The following is a 21,828-nucleotide window of genomic DNA, read 5'->3' as shown; positions in this document are numbered from 1 at the left end:
GTGTCGCGCCGTGGCGCGCTCACGCCGTACGCCGCCGGCCCCGCAGCAGCTGCCGGAAGGCGGCCGGCTCGGGGAGCACCGCGTAGGCCCGGTCCAGCAGGTCGCCGCGCTCGCCGGCACTGCCCGCCTGGTCCGCGAGCCGCTTCAGCGACCGGGACAGCAGTTCCGCCAGGGCCTCCTCGCCGTCCGCCGGGCCGAACAGGTCTCCTGCGGGGAAGCCGGTCCCCCATCCGCCGGGCGGACGGCAGCCGAGCGCGTGCTCCCTCAGTTCGGTGACCAGCCGGTCCCAGGAGCCGCTGCCGTCCAGATGCAGCCCGGCCAGCCGGTCGGCGGCCGCGCGCAACTCGGCGGTGCCGGGCCCGGATCCGCGGGGCAGCCGGCCGGCCAGCACCCGGACCGCGGCGACCCGCGCGGCGTCGTAGTGCCGGGACGTCGTCGGCACCTCGTCCAGGACGGCGACGGCCCGCCGCCGGTCGCCGCGGCGCAGCCGGATCCGGGCCAGTCCGAACGCGGCGCTGCCCTGGGCGGGGTCGCGCCGCCGGACGGCCTCGTAGTACTCCTCGGCCTGCCGCTCACGGGCCTCGGCCCGTCTGACCTGCTGTTCCTCGGCGCGCCGGATCCGGGCCAGGCCGGCCCCGGCCCGCGGCACCGTGATCTCCTCCGCCGCCGCGTTCCGCAGCGCCTCGGCCAGGTACTCCGAGCAGTATCCGAGGGCCAGCTTCGGCGCGGCCTCGCCCGGCAGCGCGGCGTAGGCGGCCATGAACTCGCCCTCCGCCGCCTCCACCCGGCCGCACGTCAGATGCACCAGGCCCCGGTGCCAGAAGATCCGCCAGTCGTACTCGCCGCTGCGCTCCTCGGCCCTCAGCACCCATGTCTCGGCCCGGTCCGCCCGCCCGGCGTCCAGATAGGCGCGGCACAGCCACAGCGCCGTCTCCACGGTGTCCAGCGCCGGGTCGCCGAAGGCCCGTTCGGCGATCCGGTCGGGGGTGTCGGCGGCGAGTCCGCCGAGCAGCACGGTGGCGGCGTCGGCGGGGTCGGGGAGCGGCACGGGCAGCGCGCGGGCCGTCTCCCGGGGGTCGGGGGCGCCGACGGGCAGCTCGGGTGTCCCGGTCCCGGTGCGGCCCGTCCAGTGCTCCAGCGCGGGGACGGTGCCGAGGGCGGCGCCGAAGACGGCAGCCGTCGGCTCGAACCGGGTGGACCGCTCCGGGTACGGCTCGTGCCCGCCGAGCGCCTGGTGCTCGCGCAGCACCTCCCACAGCTGCCGGGACATCTCGGCGGCCGAGCGGAACCGGGCGGCCGGCTCGGGGTGGGTGGCGCGGCGGATCAGCGCCTCGAAGGAGCGGGCGGCCAGTCCGGCGGGCGGGCCGGCCCGTTCGGCGAGGACCTTCAGGGTGCGGCCGACGGTGTAGAGGTCGCTGTCGACGCCGAGGCCGCGCTCGTCGCGTTCCTTCTTCGGCGGGGCGTATCCGTGGGTGTAGACCAGCCCGGAGGAGCGGTCGTCGACGCGGCGGATGGCCCCGAGGTCGATGACCTTGATCTCACGCCCGTAGTGGATGACGTTCTCGGGCTTCATGTCGCAGTAGAGCAGCCCCTGGCCGTGCAGGTACTCCAGGGCGCCGAGGATCTTGCAGCCGTACGTGATCACGTGCCCGAACTCGAGGCCGCCGTCCCCGAACAGCCGGGCCAGGTCCTCGTCCGGGGCGAACCGGATCCAGGCGAGGGAGCGGCCGCCGACGTACTCCATCACGATGTAGCCGGTCGGTTCGCTGTCGCCGGGCGCCTGGTGCCGCACGTACGTGACGATGCGGACGATGTCGCGGTGGTGGAGCGTGGTGAGCGAGCGGCGCTCCTCGACGGCCGCCCGCCGGGCCACGGCGTCACCGGTGTTGATCAGCCCCTTGAGCACGACGTGCAGCCCCGGCACCCGGGTGTCCTCGGCCAGGTAGACCCAGCCGTGGCCGCCGACCGCGAGATAGCCCAGCACCTCGTAGTGCCCGGCGACGCGGTCGCCGGGGCGCAGTTTCGGCCGGAAGGAGTACTCCGAACCGCACTCCGGGCAGAAGCCGTGGTCGGGTGCCGGGCCGCCGTCGTAGGACACCCCGATCGTGCCGGCGCAGTTGTCGACGCCGCAGCGCCGGCCGCCGGTGGGCGGCCGGGCCGTGGTGTCGGCGGCCTCCGAGGGCTCCGGGGAGGGCAGGTACGGCAGGACCAGCAGGCCGTCGCGGTCCAGCTCGCCGGCGGCCGGGCCGGCGGGGCGGCGCGGGGGCTCTGCGGGGTGGGCGGGGTCGGGGGTCCCGCTCGTGGAGGGCCCGGGTGCCGGGGGCGGCGGCTCGGGGGCCGCGGGGCGGCGGTGGCAGGTGTCGCAGAAGCCGGTCACCATGAGGTGACCGCCCTGGCAGTCGGGTCTGACGCAGGCCGCCCCGCTCATACCGAGGACTCCGCGCCGCGCCCGTCGACCCGGCGGGTGTAGGCCTCCACCGCCGCCTCGGCCGCGCGTACGTCACAGGGTCTGGTCCGGAGCAGGTCGTGCGCCCGCAGATAGAGGGCGTCCACCACCGGGTCCTCCTCGCCTTGGGTGGAGTGCTGGTGCAGGACGTGGTAGCTGCGCAGCCGGCCGGTGAGTTCGTCGCGCCGGTCGCGCAGGCGGTCCAGCCGGCCGAGGGCCCTCGCCAGGCGGGCGGCGACCCGGTCGGCCAGCCGCTCGTAGCGGGCCAGGTCCGGGACCTGGCCGGCGTCGCGGCCCGCCGCGCGGAGCAGGTCGGCCAGGGCGGCGTGGGCGGCCACCAGGTCGGAGTCCACGGGCCGGACGCCGTCCGGGAGCACTGCCGCGCGACGCTCGTACAGGGCCCCGGCGAGCGGCCCGGTGATCTCCTTCAGCCGTTCGACGAGCCGGGCGCGGCGCTCCTGCGCGGGCCGGGTCAGCAGCTGGTAGCGGGCGCGGCGGTGGCAGGCGCCGGCGGTGCGGAAGACCAGCAGCAGCCGGCTGCCGCCGACGCGCAGCACCTCCAGCAGGTCCAGCAGGGCCGGCGGGTCGAGTGCCTCGTCGACGCCGACGACGACCAGGTTGAGGGTGACCTTCGCGGCCCGGATCCGGTCCGGCGCGGACACCGCCGGCTGGTGCCACAGCCCCATGCGTTCGGCGATCCGCTCGGCGATCTCGGCGGAGGTGAGCCCGCCGGCGTGCACCGCGAGGTCGTGGCCGCCGGCCGACGGGACGGTGCCCGGCGGGTCGAGCGAGGCCCGGTCGACGGAGACGGCGGTGCGCAGCTCCCGGTCGGCGAGCGTGATGGCGCGGCGCAGGGTGGCGGCCCGGGCGGCGTCCTCGTGCCGGACGACGCTGATCTTCACCTGGTGGCCGTCGTCGCGGAACCAGGCGGCGAGGCGCTGGGCGAACGGCTCGTCGAGCAGCGCCTCCGCGGCGTCGTCGGCGGTGGACCGCAGCCGGTCGTCGACGGCGGTGGGCCCGACGATGAACGGCTCGGCCTGCGGCAGGTGCCGGGCGATGGTCTCGGCCGGGCTCATGAAGGAGAACCGGTTGCCGTGCTGGTCACTCTGACCGGTGAGCACCATGCCGATGACCTCGCCGGTGAAGCTGTCGGCGACGCCCGCGCCGCTGCATCCGGGGCTGGCGAGTTCGCCGGGGCTGGTGGGGCTGAGCTGCACCTGCCCGTCGCGTCCGCAGCCGCCGACGACGGTGGCGCGGAACCAGATGCCGCCGTTGTGGTCGTACGGGAAGCCGTACATCCGCACCTCGCGGCCGGGTGTGGACAGCCGGTGCAGCCGGACGGTGTCCTCGACGGGCCGGGGCCGCTCCAGCCGCAGCAGGGCGACGTCCCCGCTGGGGTCGCCGTCGGCGTCCTGGGTCTCCGGTACGTACGCGGTCCCGTCGACCCAGGCGGTGACCGCGGGCACGCTGTGGTCGGCCGCGCCCACGAACTCCGCGGTGACCCGCTCCGCGGCCCTGTCCACCACATGGGCACAGGTGAGGACCCGGTCGGGGCTCAGCAGGATGCCGGCCCCCGCGATCTCCCCGTCCGCTCCCCGGATCCGCACGGCCCAGCTCGGCGTCTCCATCGACGAGGCGGCTTGCACTCCCCCGGCAGCAGCCATATTCGGAACTATACGGGCGCTCGGTCCTGGCGCATACTGGTGCGACAAGGGAACAACGGGCCTTCTGAGGAGGCGAGTTGCCGGACGAACCGGGGTTCGTGGGACTGGCCGAGGTGATCCGCCAGATCCGGGGTGAACTGGAGGAGGCCCGCGTCGAGGCGCAGGGCCGGGCCCTGGGTTTCACCGTGGAGAACGTGAGCCTCACCTTCACCGTCCAGGTCCACCGCTCCGGCACGGGCCGGGGCGGTGTCCGGATCGGTGTGGTGACCGCGGAACTCGGCGGCACCGTCGACCGCCAGACGACCCATCAGGTCCAGGTCGACCTGAAGCCGGAGCTGCCCGGCGGCGAGCGGGTGAAGGTGAGCCGGTAGGGCCTTGCCGCCGGAGCACGGCGGCGCGGGCCCTCCCTTCCGGGTCATGCCGACGCGGGCGTTTCCTTCCGGGTCACGCCGGCGCGGGCGTTCTCAGACGCCGAGGCGGCGGGTGAGGGGGCGGCGGAACAGGAGCAGCACCGCGCCGGTGGCGAGGGCCGCGGCGCCCAGGGCGAGGAACCAGCCGGGGCCGGGGACACGGTCGCCGGACACCTTCAGGGCGTTGCCGCCGAGGCCGCCGCCGAGCGCGCCGGCCAGCCAGAACAGGGCGACCATCTGGCTGACGAAGGTGGCCGGGGCGATCGCCGTGGTGGCGCTCATCCCGATCGGGCCGAAGGAGATCTCGCCCGCCGCCAGCAGCAGGAACGCCACCAGCAGCCACAGCGGCGACACCCGCGTGCCGTCGGACGCGAGCGTCGCGGCCGTCGCCATCACCAGGTAGGCGGCGGCGGTGGCGCCCATGCCCACCGCGTACTTCCCGACGGTCGGCACCCGGTCGCCCGCCCGGGTCCACAGCCAGGCGAACAGCGGCGCCACCACCAGCACGAACAGCGGGATCGCCGCCTGGAACCAGCTCGCGGGCACGGTCCAGCCCAGCACCTCGCGGTCGGTGGCGTCCTTGGCGAACAGCGCGAAGGCCGAACCGCCCTGGAGGAACAGGGCCCAGAAGACGGCCGAGGCGAGGAACAGCCAGACGTAGGTGCGCACCCGGACGCGTTCCTCGGCGGTCAGCGCCGGGTCGCGCAGCAGCCGCCAGAAGCAGACGATCGGCAGCCCCACGCACAGCAGCCCGATCAGCGCCATCATGTGGCCGAGCCGGAAGGTGCCGAGCGCGGCGTCGACGCCGTACACGACGACGACCAGCGCGGTGGCGGCGAGGGTGCCGCGCAGCACGCGGGTGCGCTCGGCGGGCGTGGCGGAGCGCTCGGGGGCCCGGCAGACGTCGCCGAAGTGCCGGGAGCCGCGGACGTACTGGACCAGGCCGAGGCCCATGCCGACGGCGGCGGCGCCGAAGCCGAGGTGCCAGTTGACGCCCTCGCCGAGCGCGCCCACGACGATCGGCGCGATCAGCGCGCTGACCTGGACGCTCATGTAGAAGACGGAGAAGCCCGCGTCGCGGCCGGCCCGGTCCTCGCGGTCGTAGAACGCGCTGAGCAGGCCGGCCATGTTGGGCTTGAGCAGCCCGGTGCCGAGGGCGATGAGCAGCAGGCCGGGGTAGAGGGACCAGGCGACGGGCACCGCCATCGACAGATGGCCGAGGCCGATCAGGGCGCCGCCGTAGAGCACGGCACGCTGTGCGCCGAGGACGCGGTCGCCGATCCAGCCGCCGGGCACGGAGGCCAGGAAGACGGAGGCCATGTACAGGCCGTACAGCAGCGAGGCGTCCCCGGCGGACATGCCGAGGCCGCCGCGGTCGGTGTCCTCGGTGGCGTACAGCACGAGGATCGCGGTCATGCCGTAGAAGCTGAAGCGTTCCCAGATGTCGGTGCCGAAGAGGGTGGTGAACCAGCGCGGGCGGCCCAGCAGGCCGGTGGCCGGGCGGGCGGGGGCGTCGGTGGTGGTGACGGGCCGCCGGTCGGCGGCGGACGGTTGGGTCGGGGCGGCCATGGCTCCTCCGGTGGACACGTCGAACGGGCGCACGCCGAGCCTCACCGGGGGCGTTCGGGGACCGCTCGAGGACCGCTCGGGCCCTAGGGGGTGTCTCGTCGATCAGGCCGGATCAGGGAGCGGCGCCTGGTGCCGTGCGTCGCAAGGCGGAGGAGGGAGTCGATGCGATGGGGGTCCCCCCTGCTCGAGCGGAGCCGAGAGCTTGGGGGAATCGGGGACCGACGACAACGCGGCGAGGCGCGGTGCCAGGCGCCGCGAGCCCGGCATGATCGGCGAGACGCCCCCTAGGGGGCGTCCGGCACGCGTACGGCGCCCGGCCGGGGGAAGTACCGGGCGCCGCGCGTAGGGAGGGGGCGGACCGGGCGCCGGGTGCGGCGGTGGCGACGGGGGACTGCCACCACGGCGGCCCCGGGGCCCGGCCCGGCTCCCGGCAGCGCTGCCGGGAGCCCTTTCCCCTCACCCCCTCAGGGAACCGTCCGCCCCTAGGAAGCCGCTCGCGCCCCGCTCGCCCGCGAGCGGTCCCTGTTCGAACACCGGGACGGCAAGGAGCCCGGGCGCGTCAGGACGCCCGGGCTCCGGTCTCGGGTACGGCTGCCGTGCCGTCAGCCGTGCTTCTCGAAGTCCACCTCGGGCAGCCGGCGGTCCAGCGCGGCCGGGAGCCACCAGGCCCGGCGCCCCATCAGCTGGAGCGCGGCGGGCACGATGAGGCAGCGGATGATCACGGCGTCGACGAAGACCGCGACGGCCATGCCGAAGCCGAACTGCTGGAGCATCCGGTCGCCGCCGAGCATGAAGGCGCCGAAGACGGCGATCATGATCGCGCCGGCGGCGGTGACGACCGAGCCGGTGTGCGCCAGTCCCTCGCGGATCGCGGCGGTGGCGTCCTGGGTGCGCAGCCACTCCTCACGGATGCGGGAGATGATGAAGATCTCGTAGTCCATGGAGAGACCGAAGACGATCGCGAAGATCATGATCGGCAGGTATGCCTCGATCGGCCCGGGCTCCACGCCGAACCAGCCCTTCTGGAAGACCAAGACCATGGCGCCCAGCGAGGCCGCGATGCTCAGCAGGTTCAGCAACGCCGCCTTGAGCGGCACCAGCACCGAGCGGAACACGGCGACGAGGATCAGCAGCGACAGGCCGACCACGATGGCGACGAACACGGGCATGCGGTCCGAGACGGTGTCGGCGTAGTCGATGACGGCGGTGGTGGCGCCGCCCACCAGATAGCGGGCGCCGGTGTCGCGCTCCAGGTCCACCAGGACGTCGTCGCGCAGGGTGTGCACCAGGTCGGTGGTGCGCGCGTCCTGCGGCGAGGTCTCCGGGAAGGCGATCACGGTGAACGCCTTGCCGTCCTCGGCGGGGATCGGCTCGGTGGCGACGGCGACGCCGTCGGTGCCGTTCAGCGTCCGGGTGAGCGCCGTGCCCGCCGCGTCGTCGCCCTCGGCGACCACCACGAGCGGGCCGTTGAAGCCGGGTCCGAAGCCGTCGGCGAGCAGGTCGTAGGCCTTGCGGCTGGTGCTGCTCGCCGGGTCGTTGCCCGCGTCGCCGAAGCCCAGCCGCAGGTCGAGCGCGGGGACGGCGAGCGCGCCCAGCGCGACGACGGCCAGCAGCAGGGCGGCCAGCGGGCGGCGCTGCACCAGGCCCGCCCAGGCGCGCCAGCGGGCCTCTCCGCCGCCCACCTTGCCCTTGGCCTCACGCTTGGCCGCCCGGGCCCGGAACTGGCGGGCGAAGCGGTTGCCGAACAGGGCGAGCAGCGTGGGCAGCAGGGTGAGCGAGGCGATCATGGTGACCAGGACGGTGAGCGCGACGGCGACCGCGGTGCCCTGGAGCGAGCCGATCCCGAGGGCGACCAGGCCGAGCAGGGCCACGATGACCGTGCATCCGGCGAAGAAGACGGTGCGGCCCGCGAGGTCCAGGGCGCGCCGGCCCGCCTCCTCCGGGGTCGCGCCGCGCACCAGTTCGCTGCGGTAGCGGGCGAAGATCAGCAGCGCGTAGTCGATGCCGACGCCGAGGCCGACCAGCATCATGATGTACGGCGTGTAGCTGGCGATGGTGAAGACGTGCGACAGCAGGATGATCGCGCCGAGGGTGCTGCCGACGGCGAACACGGCGGTGATGACGGGCAGTCCGGCCGCGATGACGGTGCCGAACATCAGGCCGAGGATGACGAGCGCGGCAAGCATGCCGGCGCCCTCGGCGGCGCCGCCCTCCGGTTCGGCGAGGGTGCGCGCGGCCTCGCCGCCGAGTTCGACGGTGAGGCCGCCGGACCGGGCGGTCATCGCGGTGTCGTGGATCCGCAGGGTGTCGTCCCTGGTCATCTCCTCGGACCGGCCCTCGAGGACGACGGTGGCGTAGCCGACGGTGCCGTCCTCGGAGACGGCCTGCTCGTCCTGGTAGGGGCTGCGCACCTGGGCGACCTTGGGCAGGCCGGCCACCTTGTCCAGCATGGCCGTGACCCGGCGGCGGGTGTCTGCGCCGGCCAGGCCCGCCTCGTCGTGCAGCACGATGTCGAGGGTGTCGCCGGCCTGCGCGGAGCCGTGCTCGCGCATGGTCTCCAGGGCCTGCTGGGTCTCCGTGCCGGGCAGTGAGAAGTCGTCGCGGTAGGCGTCGCCGGCGGCGGTGGCGCCGCCCCAGACGGTGAACAGGACCACGACCCACAGCAGCAGTGCCGTCCACCGGTGCCGCTGGGCGAAACCGGCGGTGCGCTCCAGCAGGGAGCGGCGGTGTGGGGGTGGCGGCGGTGTGGGGGTGTCGCCCCGGACCGGTGTCATGGTCACCATGAACTCCTTGTTGAGACAGGACGTTCAGTGATGCCACAGCGGTGTCGAGCCCGGCTCGAGCCGCTGCCGAGCACGGCGGCGCGAGGGGCGCTCAAGCGGGACTCCAGGCATCCTCGACCACAACTCCCTTTCATCGTAGGTGAATTCACTACCCTGTCCCATATGTGGCTTATCGGGTTACTGGGGGCATTCGCCGTCATCGTCCTTCCCGCACTGCTCGCCCGGCGACTGCTCGGCATGCGGGCCGGCGCCCTGCGGGTGGTGCTCGCCGCGCTGGTCGGCGTCTCGGTGTCCGGGACGCTCGTCGGACCGCAACTGCAGAACGCCGGGGGCGGCTGGGCACTCCTGCCGCTGATGCTCGGCATCGGACTGCTGACCGCGATGGTCTGCCTCGTCCTGCTCGACCTGATCGTGGCGGACCGCCGCGTCCGCCCGCTGGGCTGGGTGCGGGCCGTACGGGGGCGCCTGGCCCGCACCCGCCGCTACTCCGAGATCCTCGCCATCATCGGACGGCACGGCCTCGGCCCCTACGTCACCGGCCGGCCCCGGGGCGGCGGCGGCACCCGCCACCAGCAGCTCGCCCACGAACTGCGCGAGGCACTCCAGGCCGGCGGCACCACCTTCGTGAAACTGGGCCAGCTGATGTCCACCCGCCGCGACCTGCTGCCCGAGGCGTACGTCACCGAACTCAGCCGGCTCCAGGACCGGGTGCCGCCCGCGCCGTGGCCGCAGGTCGAGGCCGTGCTGCTGGAAAGCCTCGGCGCGCCACCGCAGGAGGTGTTCGCCGAGTTCGACCCTGAACCGCTCGCCGCGGCCTCCGTCGCCCAGGTGCACGCCGCCGTGCTGCGCGACGGCACCCGCGTCATCGTCAAGGTGCGGCGCCCCGGCATCCGCGACGCCGTCGAACGCGACCTGGACATCGTCGGACGGCTCGCCCGCACCCTGGAGAACCGCACCGAGTGGGGCCGCTCGCTGGGCCTGACAGAACTCGCCCGCGGGTTCTCGGTCGCGTTGCGTGAGGAACTCGACTTCCGGGTCGAGGCACGCAACCTCACCATGGTGCGGCGGGCCGCCGAGGAGCGCCGCGACGGCAGCGTCACGCTGCCCGCGGTGTACGAGGAACTGAGCACCGAACTCACCCTGGTGATGAGCCGCATCGACGGCGTACCGCTCGGCCAGGCCCGGCCGGACAGCCCCGAGCACGGGGCGAAACTGGCGCGGACCCTGCTCACCGCGCTCCTCGACCAGATCATGTACGACGGGGTCTTCCACGCCGACCCCCACCCCGGGAACATCCTGCTGCTGCCCGACGGGAGCCCGGCACTGCTCGACTTCGGCTCGGTGGGACGGCTCGACGGCGGGCTGCGCTCCGCCATGGTCGGCCTGTTCCTCGCCGTGGACCGCGGCGACCCGGCCGCCCTGCGCGACGCCCTGCTCGAAGTGACCGAGCGGCCCGAGGACGTGGACGAACAGCGGCTGCAGCGGGCGCTCGGCCAGTTCAGCGGCCGGCACCTCGCCCGGGGCGCCGCCCCCGACGTACGGATGTTCACCGATCTGTTCCGGCTGGTCGCCGACTTCCGGCTGGCCGTACCCCCCGAGATGGCGGCGGTGTTCCGGGCGCTGGCCACCCTCGAGGGCACGCTCAGCCGGGTCTCGGCGGACTTCGACATCCTCACCGCCTCCCGGTCGTACGCCTCGGCCCGGTTCAGCCGGCAGCTGGAACCCGAGACCGTACGGGACGCCGCGCGCGACGAACTCCTCACCCTGCTGCCGGTGCTGCGCCGCCTCCCCCGGCGCCTGGACCGCATCACCGGTGCGCTGGAGGAGGGGCGGCTCGGGGTGAACGTCCGCCTCCTCGCGGACGCTCGCGACCGGCGGGTGATCGGTGAACTGCTCAGCCGGGTGCTGCTGGCCGGACTGGGCGTCTTCTTCGGAGTGCTCGGGGTGCGGCTGCTCGGCCTGGAGGGCGGCCCGGAGGTGACGGCGGACCTCAGCCTGTACGCGCTGATCGGCTATCACCTGCTGGTGGTGTCGGCGGCGGTGGTGCTCCGCACGATCCACGTGCTGACCCGGCCGCTGTCCTGACGGCGGCCGGGACCCGGACCGCGCCCCTCACACGGAAACGGTGAGGGGCGCGTCCGCGTCCTTCGGCGGGGACGCGAGAACGGCCCGGGGAGCACCGCGGCGGACGACCCGGCCCCCGTCCATCACCAGCACCTCGTCCATCGCCTCCAGTCCCACGGTGCGGTGGGTGACGAGGATCAGGGAGGTGCCCCGGGTGGAGGCGAGCACATCGGCCAGCACCGCGTCGGCGGTCGCCGGGTCCAGGCCCTCGGTCGGTTCGTCGAGCAGCAGCAGCGGTGGCGCGGCGAGCAGGGCGCGGGCGAGGACCAGCCGCCGGCGCTGGCCCCCGGACAGCCGGTCCCCGTCGGAGCCGACCACCGTGTCGAGCCGTCCCGGCAACGACTGCACCCACTCCAGCAGACCCGCCCGGCGCAGCGCGTCGTGCAGCCGGGCGTCCGTGGCGCCGGGCCGGGCGGGCAGCAGGTTGTTCCGTACGGTGGTGTGGAAGACGTGCGCGTCCTGGAGCGCCCCGCTGACCGTGCGCCGCAGCTCCGCCTCGGGCACCCGCGCCAGGTCCGCGCCGCCGAGCCGGATCTCGCCCCCGCACGGCACCGCGAACCGGGCGATCGCGGCGAGCAGCGTCGACTTGCCCGCCCCGCTCGCCCCGACGACGGCCACCCGCCGCCCGGGCGGCAACTCCAGATCGACCCCGCGCAGGGCGAGCGGCCCGCCGGGGCGGTGGCGTACGGAGAGGTCCCGGACGGAGAGGTGCGCGGCACCCGCGAAGGGCGCCGGCCGGTGGGCGGCGGGGGCCGTCCGGGCCGGGGCGACGGCTCCGTCAGGGGACGCCGTCGCCCCGGCAGTCGGGTGCGCCCGGGTCGCGGCACCCTCGGGGAGCGCCGTGGTCCCCGAGGGCGCCACGGGCGCACCCGCGGCCCGCTCGGCGGACCGTGCCGTCCTGGCAGGCGGCCCGGCCGGGGCCGTGACGCCGTCAGGGAGCGGTGCGGGGCTCGTGGGCGTCGGGGCGGGGGCCGTGTGTGCCGGGGTCAGCAGGGCCTGGACTCGGCGGGCGGTCTCCGGGAGGGCGGTGAGGTGCTGGGCTGCCGTGGGCAGGGGGGCCAGGACTTCGAAGGAGGCCAGGGTCAGCAGGGGCAGGGTCACCGACCACACACCGGGCACGGACCGTGCGCAGACCACGGCGACGGCGACGGTCGTGGCGCCCTGCACCACCGTCAGCGCGGCAGCGGCCAGCACGTTCAGCAGGGCGGCGCCCCGGTCGTGGGCGCGCAGGCGGCGGGCGGTGCCGACGGCCCGCTCGGTCTCCCGGTCCGCCGCGCCGAAGACCCGCAGGTCCGCCGCGCCGTCCAGCAGGTCGGCGGTCCGCACGGCGAGTTCCGCGCGCAGGGCCGCACCCCGCCGCGCCGCGCGGGCCGACGCAGCGGCGGTCAGCGCGGGCACCAGCAGTCCGCCGCACGTCAGGCCGAGCGCCAGGACGAGCGCGGCGGACGGGGAGACCAGCGCCGCGCAGCCGACCGCGACGACGGACACCGCGGTCGCGGACAGCGCGGGCAGCGCCACCCGCAGCAGCGCGTCCTGGACCAGGTCGACGTCGGCCACCAGCCGGGACGCGGCGTCCGCGTCCCGTACCGTGCGGGCGTCCTCGTGGGCGGGCCGGCGGGCCAGCGCGCCGAACACCCGGCCGCGCAGCCGGGCCACCGCGCGCAGGGCCGCGTCATGGCCGGCCAGCCGCTCCCCGTACCGGAAGAGGCCGCGGGTCACGGCCAGCGCCCGCACCGCGACGATGGCCACCGACAGCGCGCCCATCGGGGGGTGCTGCGCGGCGCGCGCGATGAGCCAGGCGGCCAGCGCCATCAGCGTCACCCCGGCCAGGTCGGCGGCGAGCGCCAGGCCCGCGGCGGGCAGCAGCCGCCGCAGCGGTCCCGCCGTGCGCAGTACCGAGAACAACGCCCTCACCGGGCCACCTCCCTCTCACGGACCGCCCCGTCCCGTACGTCGAGCCGGCGGTCGGCGCCGTCGAGGAGCCTCGCCCGGTGCGCGACCACGAGGACGGTCCGGCCGGTCATCAGCCGTTCACCGGCCGCCAGGACCGCCGACTCGCTGTCGGCGTCGAGGCCGGCCGTGGGTTCGTCGAGCAGGACGAGCGGCGCGTCCCGCAGGAAGGCGCGGGCCAGCGCGATCCGCTGCCGCTGTCCGGCGGACAGCCCGGTGCCGCGGGCGCCGAGCCGGGTCGCGTAGCCGTCGGGCAGCGCGGCGACGAAGTCGTGGGCGGCGGCGGCACGGGCGGCGCGTACGACGTCCTCGTCGGTGGCGTCGGGGTCGCCGAGCCGGATGTTGTCGGCGACGCCGCGGTCGAAGAGGTACGGCCGTTGCGGCACCCAGCCGATGCTCCGGCGCCAGGCGTCGGGGTCGAGCGAGGCGAGGTCCTGTCCGCCGACGAGGACGCGTCCCTCGTCGGGCCGCACCAGGCCGAGGAGCACGGCGAGCAGGGTGGACTTCCCGGCGCCGCTGGGGCCGGTCAGGGCGACGCGCTCCCCCGGTTCGACGGTGAAGGAGACCTGGTGGAGGACGGGCCGGGGCCTGCCGGGGAGCCGGACGGTGACGTTCTCGAAGCGGATGCGGACCGGCCCCTCGGGGCACTTCGCGGCCCCGGCGGCCCCGGTGCTTCCGGCGTTCCCGGTGCCTTCCGCGTTCCCGCCCTCGGCGTCGAGCAGGGCGAACGCCTCGCGGGCCGTCGCCGTGCCCTCCGTACCGGCGTGGAACTGGCTGCCGAGCGCGCGCAGCGGCAGATACGCCTCCGGGGCGAGCAGCAGCACCGTCAGCGCGGTCGTCAGGTCGAGGGAGCCGTGCAGCAGCCGCAGGCCGACCGGGACGGCGATCAGGGCGAGCGAGAGGGTCGCCACCGTGTCCAGGACCAGGGTGGACAGGAACGTGATGCGCAGGGTGCGCATGGTGGCCCGGCGATGGGAGTCCGCGACACCGGCGACGATGTCCTCCTGGGCCTCGGCGCGGCCGAACGTGCGCAGGGTCGGCAGGCCGCGCAACGCGTCGAGGAAGTGTCCGCCGAGCTGGGCGAGGGCCGCCCACTGGCGGGCCGTGGCGTCCCGGGTGTGCAGTCCGACCAGGGCGCCGAAGACCGGGATGAGCGGCAGGGTGACCAGCAGGATCGTCGCGCCGAGCGGGTCGTGCAGCAGCATCGCCGCCAGCACGGCGGGCGGCACCAGCGCGGCCACCAGGATCTGCGGCAGATAGCCGACGAGGTACGCGTCGAGGGCGTCCAGGCCGCGCGTGAGCAGGGTGCTGATCTCGCCCGTCCGGCGGTCCTGGGCGTCGTAGCCGCTGCGGCGCGCGGCGGCCCGGAGCAGGCGGGTGCGCAGTTCGAGCTTGATCCCGGCGGCGGCGCGCTGCGCGGCGGCGGCCCGCAGCCAGCCGGCGAGGCCGCGCGCGGCGACCGCCACGGCGACCCAGGCGACGGCCGCGGCCGTGGGCCCGCGCCCGGTGAAGGTGTCGCCGAGCAGCCGGGCCAGCGCCAGCGCCTGTCCGACGGTGCCCGCCGCGCCGAGCAGCACCCCGGCCGCGACGAGCGCGCCCGCTCCCCGGACGCGGGGGGTCAGCCCGAGCAGCCGCGCCCGTACCGCCCGGTCACCGGACTCGTCCCCGGCGTCCCGGCGCCGTCGCGGCCTGTCGTCCTGGAACCCGGTCACCACGTCTCCCCCGTTCGTCACCGGTTCGGTTCGCTCAAGGGGCGGCGCCCCGTCAGAAGTACGCCGGGGAACGCTCGTCCGCCTTGGCGCGGTGGGCCCACCACTGCATGGCCTGGAAGGCGAGCAGCACGGGGAGGACGAGCAGCACGACGGGGCCGACGACGCTGAGCGTGGAGGGGTCGGCCGCGGCGTCGGAGACCGAGACGTGCTCGCCGGTGCCGTGGCGGCTGACGACCACCTCGGGGAAGTGCGCGGCGCCGAGCAGCAGTACCGGGGCCAGGGCGGCGACGGCGCTGACGACGGGGGCCTTCCAGCCGGCGGACGACGTCAGCCGGGGGGCCAGCAGCAGGGCGGCGACGGCGGCCAGGAACAGCAGCGCGGCGGGAAGCGGGTTGAGCAGTCCGTCGCGTGCGGTGCCGTCGGCGACGGCGGTGACCGCCGTGAGGGCGGCGAGGCCGGCCGCCCCGGGCGCCAGCCGGCGGGCGAGGTCCGCGGCCCGCCCGGAGACGGGCCCCTCGGTGCGGACCGCGAGGAACACCGCGGCGTGCACGGCGAAGACGGCGACGGCGGTCAGCGCGGACAGCACGGTCACCGGGCGCAGCAGCACCCCCGCGTCGACGGAGAGGTGGCCGTCCTCGACCGGTACCGCGCCGAGCAGCGCGCCGCCGAGGGTGCCCCACATCAGCGCGAGGACCAGGCAGGCGATCCGGACCAGGGCGTCCCAGCGGCGGTGCGCGCGCTCGCCGGAGACCCGGCGGCGGAACTGGGTGGCGGCCTCGCGCACCAGCAGGGCGGCGACGGCGAACACGATCACCGGGTACATCCCGCTGATGACGCTGGACTCCAGGCCGGGGAAGCCGCCGAGGGTGATGCCGGCCGCGGCGACCAGCCAGACCTCGTTGCCGAGGAAGAACGGCCCGGTGGCGGCGGCGACGGTGTGCCGTTCGGCGTCGTCACGGGCCAGCCACCGGCCGATGATGCCGGTGCCGAGGGTGATGCCGTCCAGGGCGAGGTAGCCCGCGAGGAAGAGCCCCAGCAGCGCGTACCAGATGTTGTGCCACACGATGAACTCCCAGTGCGTTCGGCGCCGTCGGGCTGTCAGAAGGTCGGGGCGGAGGACGAGGCGGAGGACCGGGCGGAGGCCTGCTGCGGGAGGTCCGGCAGGTCGGGGGCCTCGGCGGAGGTCTCACCGGGGGTGCGGCCGAGGTGCGAGCCGTCGGGTCCGCGCCGCGCGAACCGCAGCAGCAGCGCCCAGTCCACGACGAGGAGGACGACGACGAGGGTGCCGAAGACGAGCAGCGAGGTGAGGACGGTGCCGTAGCCGAGTCCCGGGGTGACCGCGTCCTCGGTCTTCAGCAGGCCGTAGACGGCCCAGGGCTGGCGTCCCACCTCGCGGAAGATCCAGCCGGAGATGTTCGAGACGTACGGCAGGACGAGGGCGGCGGTGAGCAGCCACAGCAGCACCTTGCGGCGGATCAGGTTCCGCTTGATCATGAACAGCACGCCGATGACCGCGATCAGCATCATGAACAGCGCCGGGATGATCATCACGAACTCGGCGGTCTGGCTGAACCCGGGCGGGAAGTAGTTGTCGGGCCCGAACTTCTGCGTGAACGTCTCGACCATGTCCTGAGCCCGGTCGGACCGCTCGCCGTACTTGGTCGGCGTCTGCTTCACGGAGTGCCCGATCTGCAGGCCGCCCAGCGAGGCGGTCACCAGGATGAACACCGGGGTGAGCGGCAGCGCCAGCTTCATCGAGGACCAGAAGAACTCGTCGTGGCCGGTGCGCTTGCGCAGGTGCCAGGCGCTGACGGCGATGATGAAGAACGATCCGGTGACCACGGCGGCGGCGAGGATGTGGAACGCCGCGGACAGCGCGTTGGAGTTGGTGAGCAGGGCCGTGAAGTCGGTGAGGCGGGCCTCCCCGTCCTTCATCTCGTAGCCCACCGGGTGGTTGAGGAAGCCGTTGGCGGTGAGGACGAAGAAGACCGAGGAGTACGCGGTGAGCGCCACCAGCCACAGCATCACGGTGTGCGTGACCCGGCCCATCCGGTTCCAGCCGAAGATCCACAGACCGAGCAGGGTGGACTCGGCGAAGAACGCGACGAGGGTCTCGATGGCCAGCGGGGCGCCGAAGACGTTGCCGACGAAGTGGGTCAGTCCGCTCCAGGTGAGCCCGAACTGGAACTCCATCACGATGCCGGTGCCGATGCCCAGGGCGTAGTTGATGACGTAGAGCTGGCCCCAGAAGCGGGTCTGCCGGCGGTGGGCTTCCTTGCCGGTGATCGCCCAGCGCGTCTGCATCACCACCAGGTAGGTGACCAGCCCGAGCGTCAGCGCGACGAACAGGAAGTGGGCGATGGCGGTGATGGCGAACTGGAGCCGTGCGAGTACGAGCACGTCGTCCACGATGGTTCCCCTCGGTCGGCTGAGCAGCCGTGTGTCGGTGGTGGCTTTGCGTCGTTCAGCGGGTGGATGGACGGCCTCCCCACTTCAGCCGAGCCGGCTGGAGGGGCGCTCGAGCGGTACTTGAGCCGGGGGCCGCGGCCGTCCCTGACGCCGGGACGGCCGCGGCCGGTGCCGGACGGCCGTTCAGGAGTGGCTGGAGTAGGCGAGTTCGTCGTGCTCGATCGCCAGCTCGTCGGTGTACACGAGGTCGAGGTAGCGCTCCCCCCGGTCGGCCAGCAGGGTCAGGACGCGGCTGGGGCGCGGGATGTCGGGCAGCAGTTCCTCGACGGCGGCCACCACCGACCCGGAGGAGCCTCCGGCGAAGATGGCCTCCTGGCGCAGCAGCCGGTGGCAGCCGCGGATGGCGGCGGCGTCGTCGATGTGCACCACCCGGTCGATCTCGGCGGGCGTGAGCAGTTCCGGCACCCGGCTGGATCCGACACCGGGCAGCATCCGCGGCCCCGGTGGTGTGCCGAAGATGACCGAGCCGACGGCGTCCACCGCCACCACCTGCATCTGGGGCCACACGCGGCGCAGGCCGCGGGCGAGTCCGTGCAGGGTGCCGGTGGTGCTGACGGCGGCCACCAGGACGTCGACGGGCTCCGGGCAGTCGTCGATGACCTCGCGGGCGGTGGTGACCGCGTGGGTCTCCCAGTTGAGGTGGTTGGCGTACTGGTTGATCCAGACGGCGTCCGGGTCCTCGGTCAGCAGGTCCTGCACCCGGGCGAGCCGGGTGTGCAGATAGCCGCCCGCGGAGTCGACCTCGCGGACCATCTCGATCTCGGCGCCGTACTGGCGGAGGATGCGCAGGTTGGTGCGGGAGGCGTTGGGGTCGACGACGGCGGTGAACCGCAGCCCGTAGCGGACGGCCACCATGGCCAGCGCCACGCCGAAGTTCCCGGAGGTGCTCTCGACGATGTGGGTGCCGGGGCGGATCATGCCGTCGCTGATGCCGCGTTCCACGATGTAGCGCGCGGAGCGGTCCTTGACGCTGCCGCCCGGGTTGAGCATCTCGAGCTTGGCGAGGACCTCGACGCCGTCCTGGGGGAAGAGCCGGCTCAGCCGGACGAGCGGGGTGCCGCCGACGCAGTCGGTGATGGAGTCGTGGATCACGCCGTCTCCTGGTGGGCGGAGGGGGCGCCGAACAGCGCGCGGCACCCGTCGAGTCCGTGGATCTCGGTGGTCACCTCGGCGGCGGGGCTCAGCTCCCACTGGGCGCGGGTCATGCGCCAGCGGGTGAGCACCACCGGTTCGCCCCGCCGGTCCTGCACCTCGATGCCGTCCGGCTGGTAGCCGAGCTTCTTGTTGACGCCGAGGGCGGCGGAGTTGTCCTCGTACACGGCGGAGGTGGCGTGCCGGGCACCCAGCCCGGCGAAGGCGAGGTGGAGTGCCGCGGCACGCATCTCGGTGCCGAGGCCGCGGCCCTGGTGGCCGCGGGCCAGCCAGCTCTCGCTCGCCACTTCCCGCAGGCGGGGGAAGTTGCGGGCCTGCAGACCCTGGACGCCGACCGGGCGGCCGTCCAGGAACACGGCGAGGCCGAGGTTCCAGTAGTCGGGGCGGCTCAGCGCGAGTCCCTTCCACAGGTACTGCAGGACTCGGCCCGCCACGACCTGCGGCAGTGCGTTGCTCCAGCCGCCCTGGAAGGGTGATGCGTCGGGGGCGTGGATGCCCTGGTCGGCGACGAGTTCGGCGAGCGAGCGCAGATCGCTCTCGTCGGGGACGCGCAGCTCCAGCCGCGGGGTGGTGAGCCGGAGCCGGAACTGGGGCGCCCAGACCGCGAGTGCGGCGCGGTGGCCGCCGGGGGCGGACGCCGATCCGTCGCGCGGTGCGCCCGGCGTGGTCCGGGTGCTTTCAGCGATGTTCTCTGCCATGGGGGAATGCTCCGCAGGCGGTCTCAACGGGTGGTGGAAGACGTCTTGACGTGCGGACGGGCGGTGATCCCGGGCGCGGGCACACGGATCTCCCGCCGGCGACCGGACGTCAGCCGTACGACGCCGGTCACCAGGCCGGTCAGGATGATCAGCGGCCACAGCACGTCGGGCAGGGCTCCGATCGTCCCGCCGAGCCCGAGCAGCCCGAACGCCGCGGCGCGCAGCCGGCGCAGCCGGGCCGGTCCGGGCGCCGGTACGGCGAGCAGGACGCCGGCGAGGAGCACGGCGCCGGCGGCCGCCGGGTCGAGGACGCCGAGCGCGTCGAAGGCGTCGCCGAAGGCGCCGCGCACGGCGGCCAGCGGCGGCACCACCCAGAACCAGGCGAGACCGGCGGCGGCGAGCGCGCCGGCGAACCGTTCGGGGGTGCCGTGCCACCGCCCCCGCATGCCCCGTTCGGCGAGGTCGACGGCGTTGAACGGGCCGTACAGCACGGGCCGCCGGCCCAGCAGCAGCACCGGCAGGGCGGCCAGTTCGATGCCTCCGTACCCGGTGAGCCCGGCGACCAGCACCGAGAACTCGACATACAGGGCGACGCCCAGGGCCGGGCCGTCAGGCAGGACGCCGATCGGGTAGAGCAGCATCGGCAGCAGGAGCAGGGCGCCGCCCGGCCAGCCCGACAGCCCGTTGCGGGCGCCGCGTGCCAGCAGCGGCCCGAGCAGGACGAGGAGCCCGGTGTAGGCGGCGGCCAGGCCGAGGGCCGTGCCGGCGGCCGCGAGGAGTTCGCCGCCGCCGTGCTCGGGGGCCTTGGTGGTGAGGATGTGGGTGAGGGCGGCGGCGCCCGCCGCGACGCGTACGGCCCGGCCGACCGGCCCGGCGTCCCGTCCGAGCACGAGGGCCCGGCCGCGGCCGGTGGTGCCCGCCGCGCTCACAGCTCCACCCGCACGCCGTAGCGGCGCAGCCAGTCGTTCAGGCCGAGCAGCATCTCCACGTTGGCCCGGGCGACCCAGGCGCGCATGCCGCTGTCCAGGACGGACGGGTCGTCGATGAGGGCCCGCACCCCGGCGGTGTCGGCGAGCGGCGCGGCCGGTGCGGCGGGATCGGCGAGCAGGGCCGCCATGCCCTCGCACAGGGCGTGGCCGTAGGCCGGGTCCTGGGTGACGGGGTAGGGGCTCTTGGCGCGGTTGACGACGTCGTCGGGGAGCAGGTCGGCGACGGCGGCGCGCAGCAGGGACTTCTCGCGGCCGTCGAAGCTCTTCAGCGACCACGGCACGTTGTAGGCGTAGTTGACCAGGCGCCAGTCGCAGAACGGCATGCGGGTGCCGAGGCCGGCCGCCGAGCCGAGGGACTCGTCGTGGCTGAGCAGGGTCTCCAGCCAGCGGGTGAGGTGGAAGTAGGTGATCTCCCGCATGCGCAGGGTCTGGCCGCTCTCGCCGTCCAGGCGCGGCACCTCGGCCATGCTGGTCGCGTACGCGTCGGCGCAGTAGCCGTTGAGGTCGAGCTTGCCGAGCAGGTCGGGGGCGAGCAGGTCGCCGCCGAGGCCGTGCTTGCCGCCGCCGAAGCGGGCCATGGCCACCCAGGGCAGGGTGGGGGCCTCGACGAGTTCCTTGTTGTGGACCCAGGCGAAGCCGCCGAACACGGCGTCCGCGATCTCGCCGAGCAGCACCGAGCCGACGTGTTCGCGCACCGCCCGGCACAGCAGGTGCAGGGAGGTGTTCATGTTGCCGAGCGGGCTGGGCACGTCCTTGGCGCGCAGCACGGCCGCGCGCACCGCCGGGTCGATGATGTCGGCGGTGTCGAGGACGAGGTCGGTGTGCTCGGTGCCCAGGTGCCGGACGACGGACTGCACGAACGGCGCGTCGGGGCTGCCCCAGATCTCGTCCTGCTTGAACTCCTCGGCGGAGCCGAAGGAGACCGTGAAGGTGCGCACGGTGCCGCCGCCGCGCTCGGCGAGCGCCTGGTGGGCGAGGGCGGTGACGGCGCTGGAGTCGATGCCGCCGGACAGCAGGATGCCGGGGACGGCCCCGGTGCCCAGGCTGCGGCGGACGGAGGCGCCGAGCAGCTCGCGGATCCGGGCGATGGTCTCCGCCTGGTCGTCGGTGTGCTCCTGGGCGGTCAGCTGCCAGTACCGGTGGCTGGTGCGGCCGGCGCGGGTGAAGCGCAGCACATGGCCGGGCGGCACCTGGGCGAAGCCCTTGAGGATGCCGTGTCCGGAGGTGCCGGCGTAGGAGAACAGCTCGCGCAGGCCGTCGGCGTCGATGACCGGTTCGACGGCGGGGTGGGCGAGGATCGCCTTGCGCTCGGAGCCGAACAGCACGCCGGAGGCGAGCGGGTAGTAGTAGAGCGGCTGGTTGCCGAGCCGGTCGCGGGCCAGCACCAGTTCCTGGTCGCGCTCGGACCAGACGGCGGCGGCGAAGGCCCCGTCGAGGTGTTCGGCGAACCGCTCGCCCCAGCGCAGGTAGGCGCGGCCGACGAGTTCGGCCTGGGTGACGGGGCGGCCGGTCACCCCGAGGTCGGCGCGCAGGCCCTCGGCGTCGTACAGGGTGCCGGTGACGGCGGCGGCGAGCACGGTGCGCCCGCCCTCCTCCAGCACCCACGGCTGGCGCGGGGCGCCGGTGCCGTCCGCGTCGGACCAGCGGGCGCCGACGGCGGCGTGCTCGGCGGTCCACAGCTTCTCCCCGTCGGGGCCGCGCTGGGCGAGGGAGGCGGTCATGGCGAGCAGCGCGGGCCGTTCGCGCCGCAGATCCCGTTCGGGGTCGATCCATCCTGCGATTCCGGACACGGCGTGGGGCTCCTCTCGGTAAGGGGAGCCACAGGCTGGCCGCGGTACCTCAAGTTTGACTGGACGGCCTCT

General features: G+C 74.7%; 14 protein-coding genes. 2 read left to right on the top strand and 12 right to left on the bottom strand.

Annotation, left to right across the window (positions count from 1 at the left end):
* Nucleotides 1-19 precede the first annotated feature (19 nt).
* Together ACSU6L_RS26705 and ACSU6L_RS26700 are read right to left on the bottom strand one after the other, a co-directional pair.
* Complete coding sequence (locus tag ACSU6L_RS26705; protein WP_437060755.1) at nt 20-2,428, bottom strand: tetratricopeptide repeat protein; 2,409 nt, start codon at nt 2,426-2,428, stop codon at nt 20-22.
* Entirely contained in the window at nt 2,425-4,110 is a 1,686-nt protein-coding gene (locus tag ACSU6L_RS26700) for a trypsin-like serine peptidase (RefSeq protein WP_437060753.1), read from the bottom strand. Before ACSU6L_RS26700 ends, ACSU6L_RS26705 begins: the two co-directional genes overlap by 4 nt.
* A 77-nt stretch (nt 4,111-4,187) precedes the next feature.
* Here ACSU6L_RS26700 and ACSU6L_RS26695 point away from each other — a divergent pair, with 77 nt between their 5' ends.
* Entirely contained in the window at nt 4,188-4,481 is a 294-nt protein-coding gene (locus ACSU6L_RS26695; RefSeq protein ID WP_437060751.1) for a trypco2 family protein, read from the top strand.
* Between the two features lie 93 nt (nt 4,482-4,574).
* Here the strand turns inward: ACSU6L_RS26695 and ACSU6L_RS26690 are convergent, their stop codons facing one another.
* Both ACSU6L_RS26690 and ACSU6L_RS26685 read right to left on the bottom strand, forming a co-directional pair.
* Nucleotides 4,575-6,089 carry a peptide MFS transporter gene (locus ACSU6L_RS26690; protein WP_437060749.1) on the bottom strand — a complete coding sequence of 505 codons (1,515 nt, stop codon included), beginning with the start codon at nt 6,087-6,089 and terminating at the stop codon, nt 4,575-4,577.
* A gap of 602 nt (nt 6,090-6,691) precedes the next feature.
* Nucleotides 6,692-8,863, bottom strand: a complete 2,172-nt coding sequence (locus tag ACSU6L_RS26685) for an MMPL family transporter (RefSeq protein WP_437065072.1) — start codon at nt 8,861-8,863, stop codon at nt 6,692-6,694.
* Between the two features lie 171 nt (nt 8,864-9,034).
* On the opposite strand from ACSU6L_RS26685, the gene ACSU6L_RS26680 reads away from it, so the two are divergent.
* Nucleotides 9,035-10,957 (top strand): ABC1 kinase family protein, encoded by a 1,923-nt coding sequence (locus ACSU6L_RS26680; RefSeq protein WP_437060747.1) that lies wholly within the window; start codon nt 9,035-9,037, stop codon nt 10,955-10,957.
* 27 nt (nt 10,958-10,984) lie between these two features.
* Here ACSU6L_RS26680 and ACSU6L_RS26675 read toward each other — a convergent pair whose 3' ends face one another.
* The 8 genes from ACSU6L_RS26675 to asnB all read right to left on the bottom strand — a co-directional run bounded on the left by ACSU6L_RS26675 (nt 10,985) and on the right by asnB (nt 21,756).
* A complete protein-coding gene (locus ACSU6L_RS26675) occupies nt 10,985-12,910 on the bottom strand; it encodes an ATP-binding cassette domain-containing protein (RefSeq protein WP_437060745.1) in 1,926 nt (641 codons plus the stop codon).
* A complete protein-coding gene (cydD, locus tag ACSU6L_RS26670; protein WP_437060743.1) occupies nt 12,907-14,658 on the bottom strand; it encodes a thiol reductant ABC exporter subunit CydD in 1,752 nt (583 codons plus the stop codon). The genes ACSU6L_RS26675 and cydD overlap by 4 nt, the downstream gene beginning before the upstream one ends.
* Before the next feature lie 52 nt (nt 14,659-14,710).
* Nucleotides 14,711-15,721: a cytochrome d ubiquinol oxidase subunit II gene (locus ACSU6L_RS26665; protein WP_437060741.1), complete on the bottom strand. Its 1,011-nt coding sequence runs from the start codon at nt 15,719-15,721 to the stop codon at nt 14,711-14,713.
* A gap of 35 nt (nt 15,722-15,756) precedes the next feature.
* Nucleotides 15,757-17,058 carry a cytochrome ubiquinol oxidase subunit I gene (locus ACSU6L_RS26660; RefSeq protein ID WP_437060739.1) on the bottom strand — a complete coding sequence of 434 codons (1,302 nt, stop codon included), beginning with the start codon at nt 17,056-17,058 and terminating at the stop codon, nt 15,757-15,759.
* A 192-nt stretch (nt 17,059-17,250) separates the two neighbouring features.
* Nucleotides 17,251-18,219: a 2,3-diaminopropionate biosynthesis protein SbnA gene (gene sbnA / locus ACSU6L_RS26655; protein WP_437060737.1), complete on the bottom strand. Its 969-nt coding sequence runs from the start codon at nt 18,217-18,219 to the stop codon at nt 17,251-17,253.
* Nucleotides 18,216-18,977 (bottom strand): GNAT family N-acetyltransferase, encoded by a 762-nt coding sequence (locus tag ACSU6L_RS26650; protein ID WP_437060735.1) that lies wholly within the window; start codon nt 18,975-18,977, stop codon nt 18,216-18,218. The genes sbnA and ACSU6L_RS26650 overlap by 4 nt, the downstream gene beginning before the upstream one ends.
* A 23-nt stretch (nt 18,978-19,000) precedes the next feature.
* Nucleotides 19,001-19,906 carry a DUF6410 domain-containing protein gene (locus ACSU6L_RS26645; RefSeq protein ID WP_437060733.1) on the bottom strand — a complete coding sequence of 302 codons (906 nt, stop codon included), beginning with the start codon at nt 19,904-19,906 and terminating at the stop codon, nt 19,001-19,003.
* Complete coding sequence (asnB, locus tag ACSU6L_RS26640) at nt 19,903-21,756, bottom strand: asparagine synthase (glutamine-hydrolyzing) (protein ID WP_437060731.1); 1,854 nt, start codon at nt 21,754-21,756, stop codon at nt 19,903-19,905. The genes ACSU6L_RS26645 and asnB overlap by 4 nt, the downstream gene beginning before the upstream one ends.
* Nucleotides 21,757-21,828: the final 72 nt, after the last annotated feature.

This window comes from Streptomyces sp. enrichment culture, from assembly GCF_964272855.1.
Lineage (GTDB): Bacteria > Actinomycetota > Actinomycetes > Streptomycetales > Streptomycetaceae > Streptomyces.
This window is presented reverse-complemented; position numbering and strand designations above follow the sequence as displayed.

Bases quoted from the DNA above. Each gene is read 5' to 3' on its own strand.
- ACSU6L_RS26705 (WP_437060755.1), bottom strand. From the start codon at position 2,428: ATGAGCGGGGCGGCCTGCGTCAGACCCGACTGCCAGGGCGGTCACCTC.
- ACSU6L_RS26700 (WP_437060753.1), bottom strand. From the start codon at position 4,110: ATGGCTGCTGCCGGGGGAGTGCAAGCCGCCTCGTCGATGGAGACGCCG.
- ACSU6L_RS26690 (WP_437060749.1), bottom strand. From the start codon at position 6,089: ATGGCCGCCCCGACCCAACCGTCCGCCGCCGACCGGCGGCCCGTCACC.
- ACSU6L_RS26685 (WP_437065072.1), bottom strand. From the start codon at position 8,863: ATGACACCGGTCCGGGGCGACACCCCCACACCGCCGCCACCCCCACAC.
- ACSU6L_RS26680 (WP_437060747.1), top strand. From the start codon at position 9,035: ATGTGGCTTATCGGGTTACTGGGGGCATTCGCCGTCATCGTCCTTCCC.
- ACSU6L_RS26650 (WP_437060735.1), bottom strand. From the start codon at position 18,977: ATGGCAGAGAACATCGCTGAAAGCACCCGGACCACGCCGGGCGCACCG.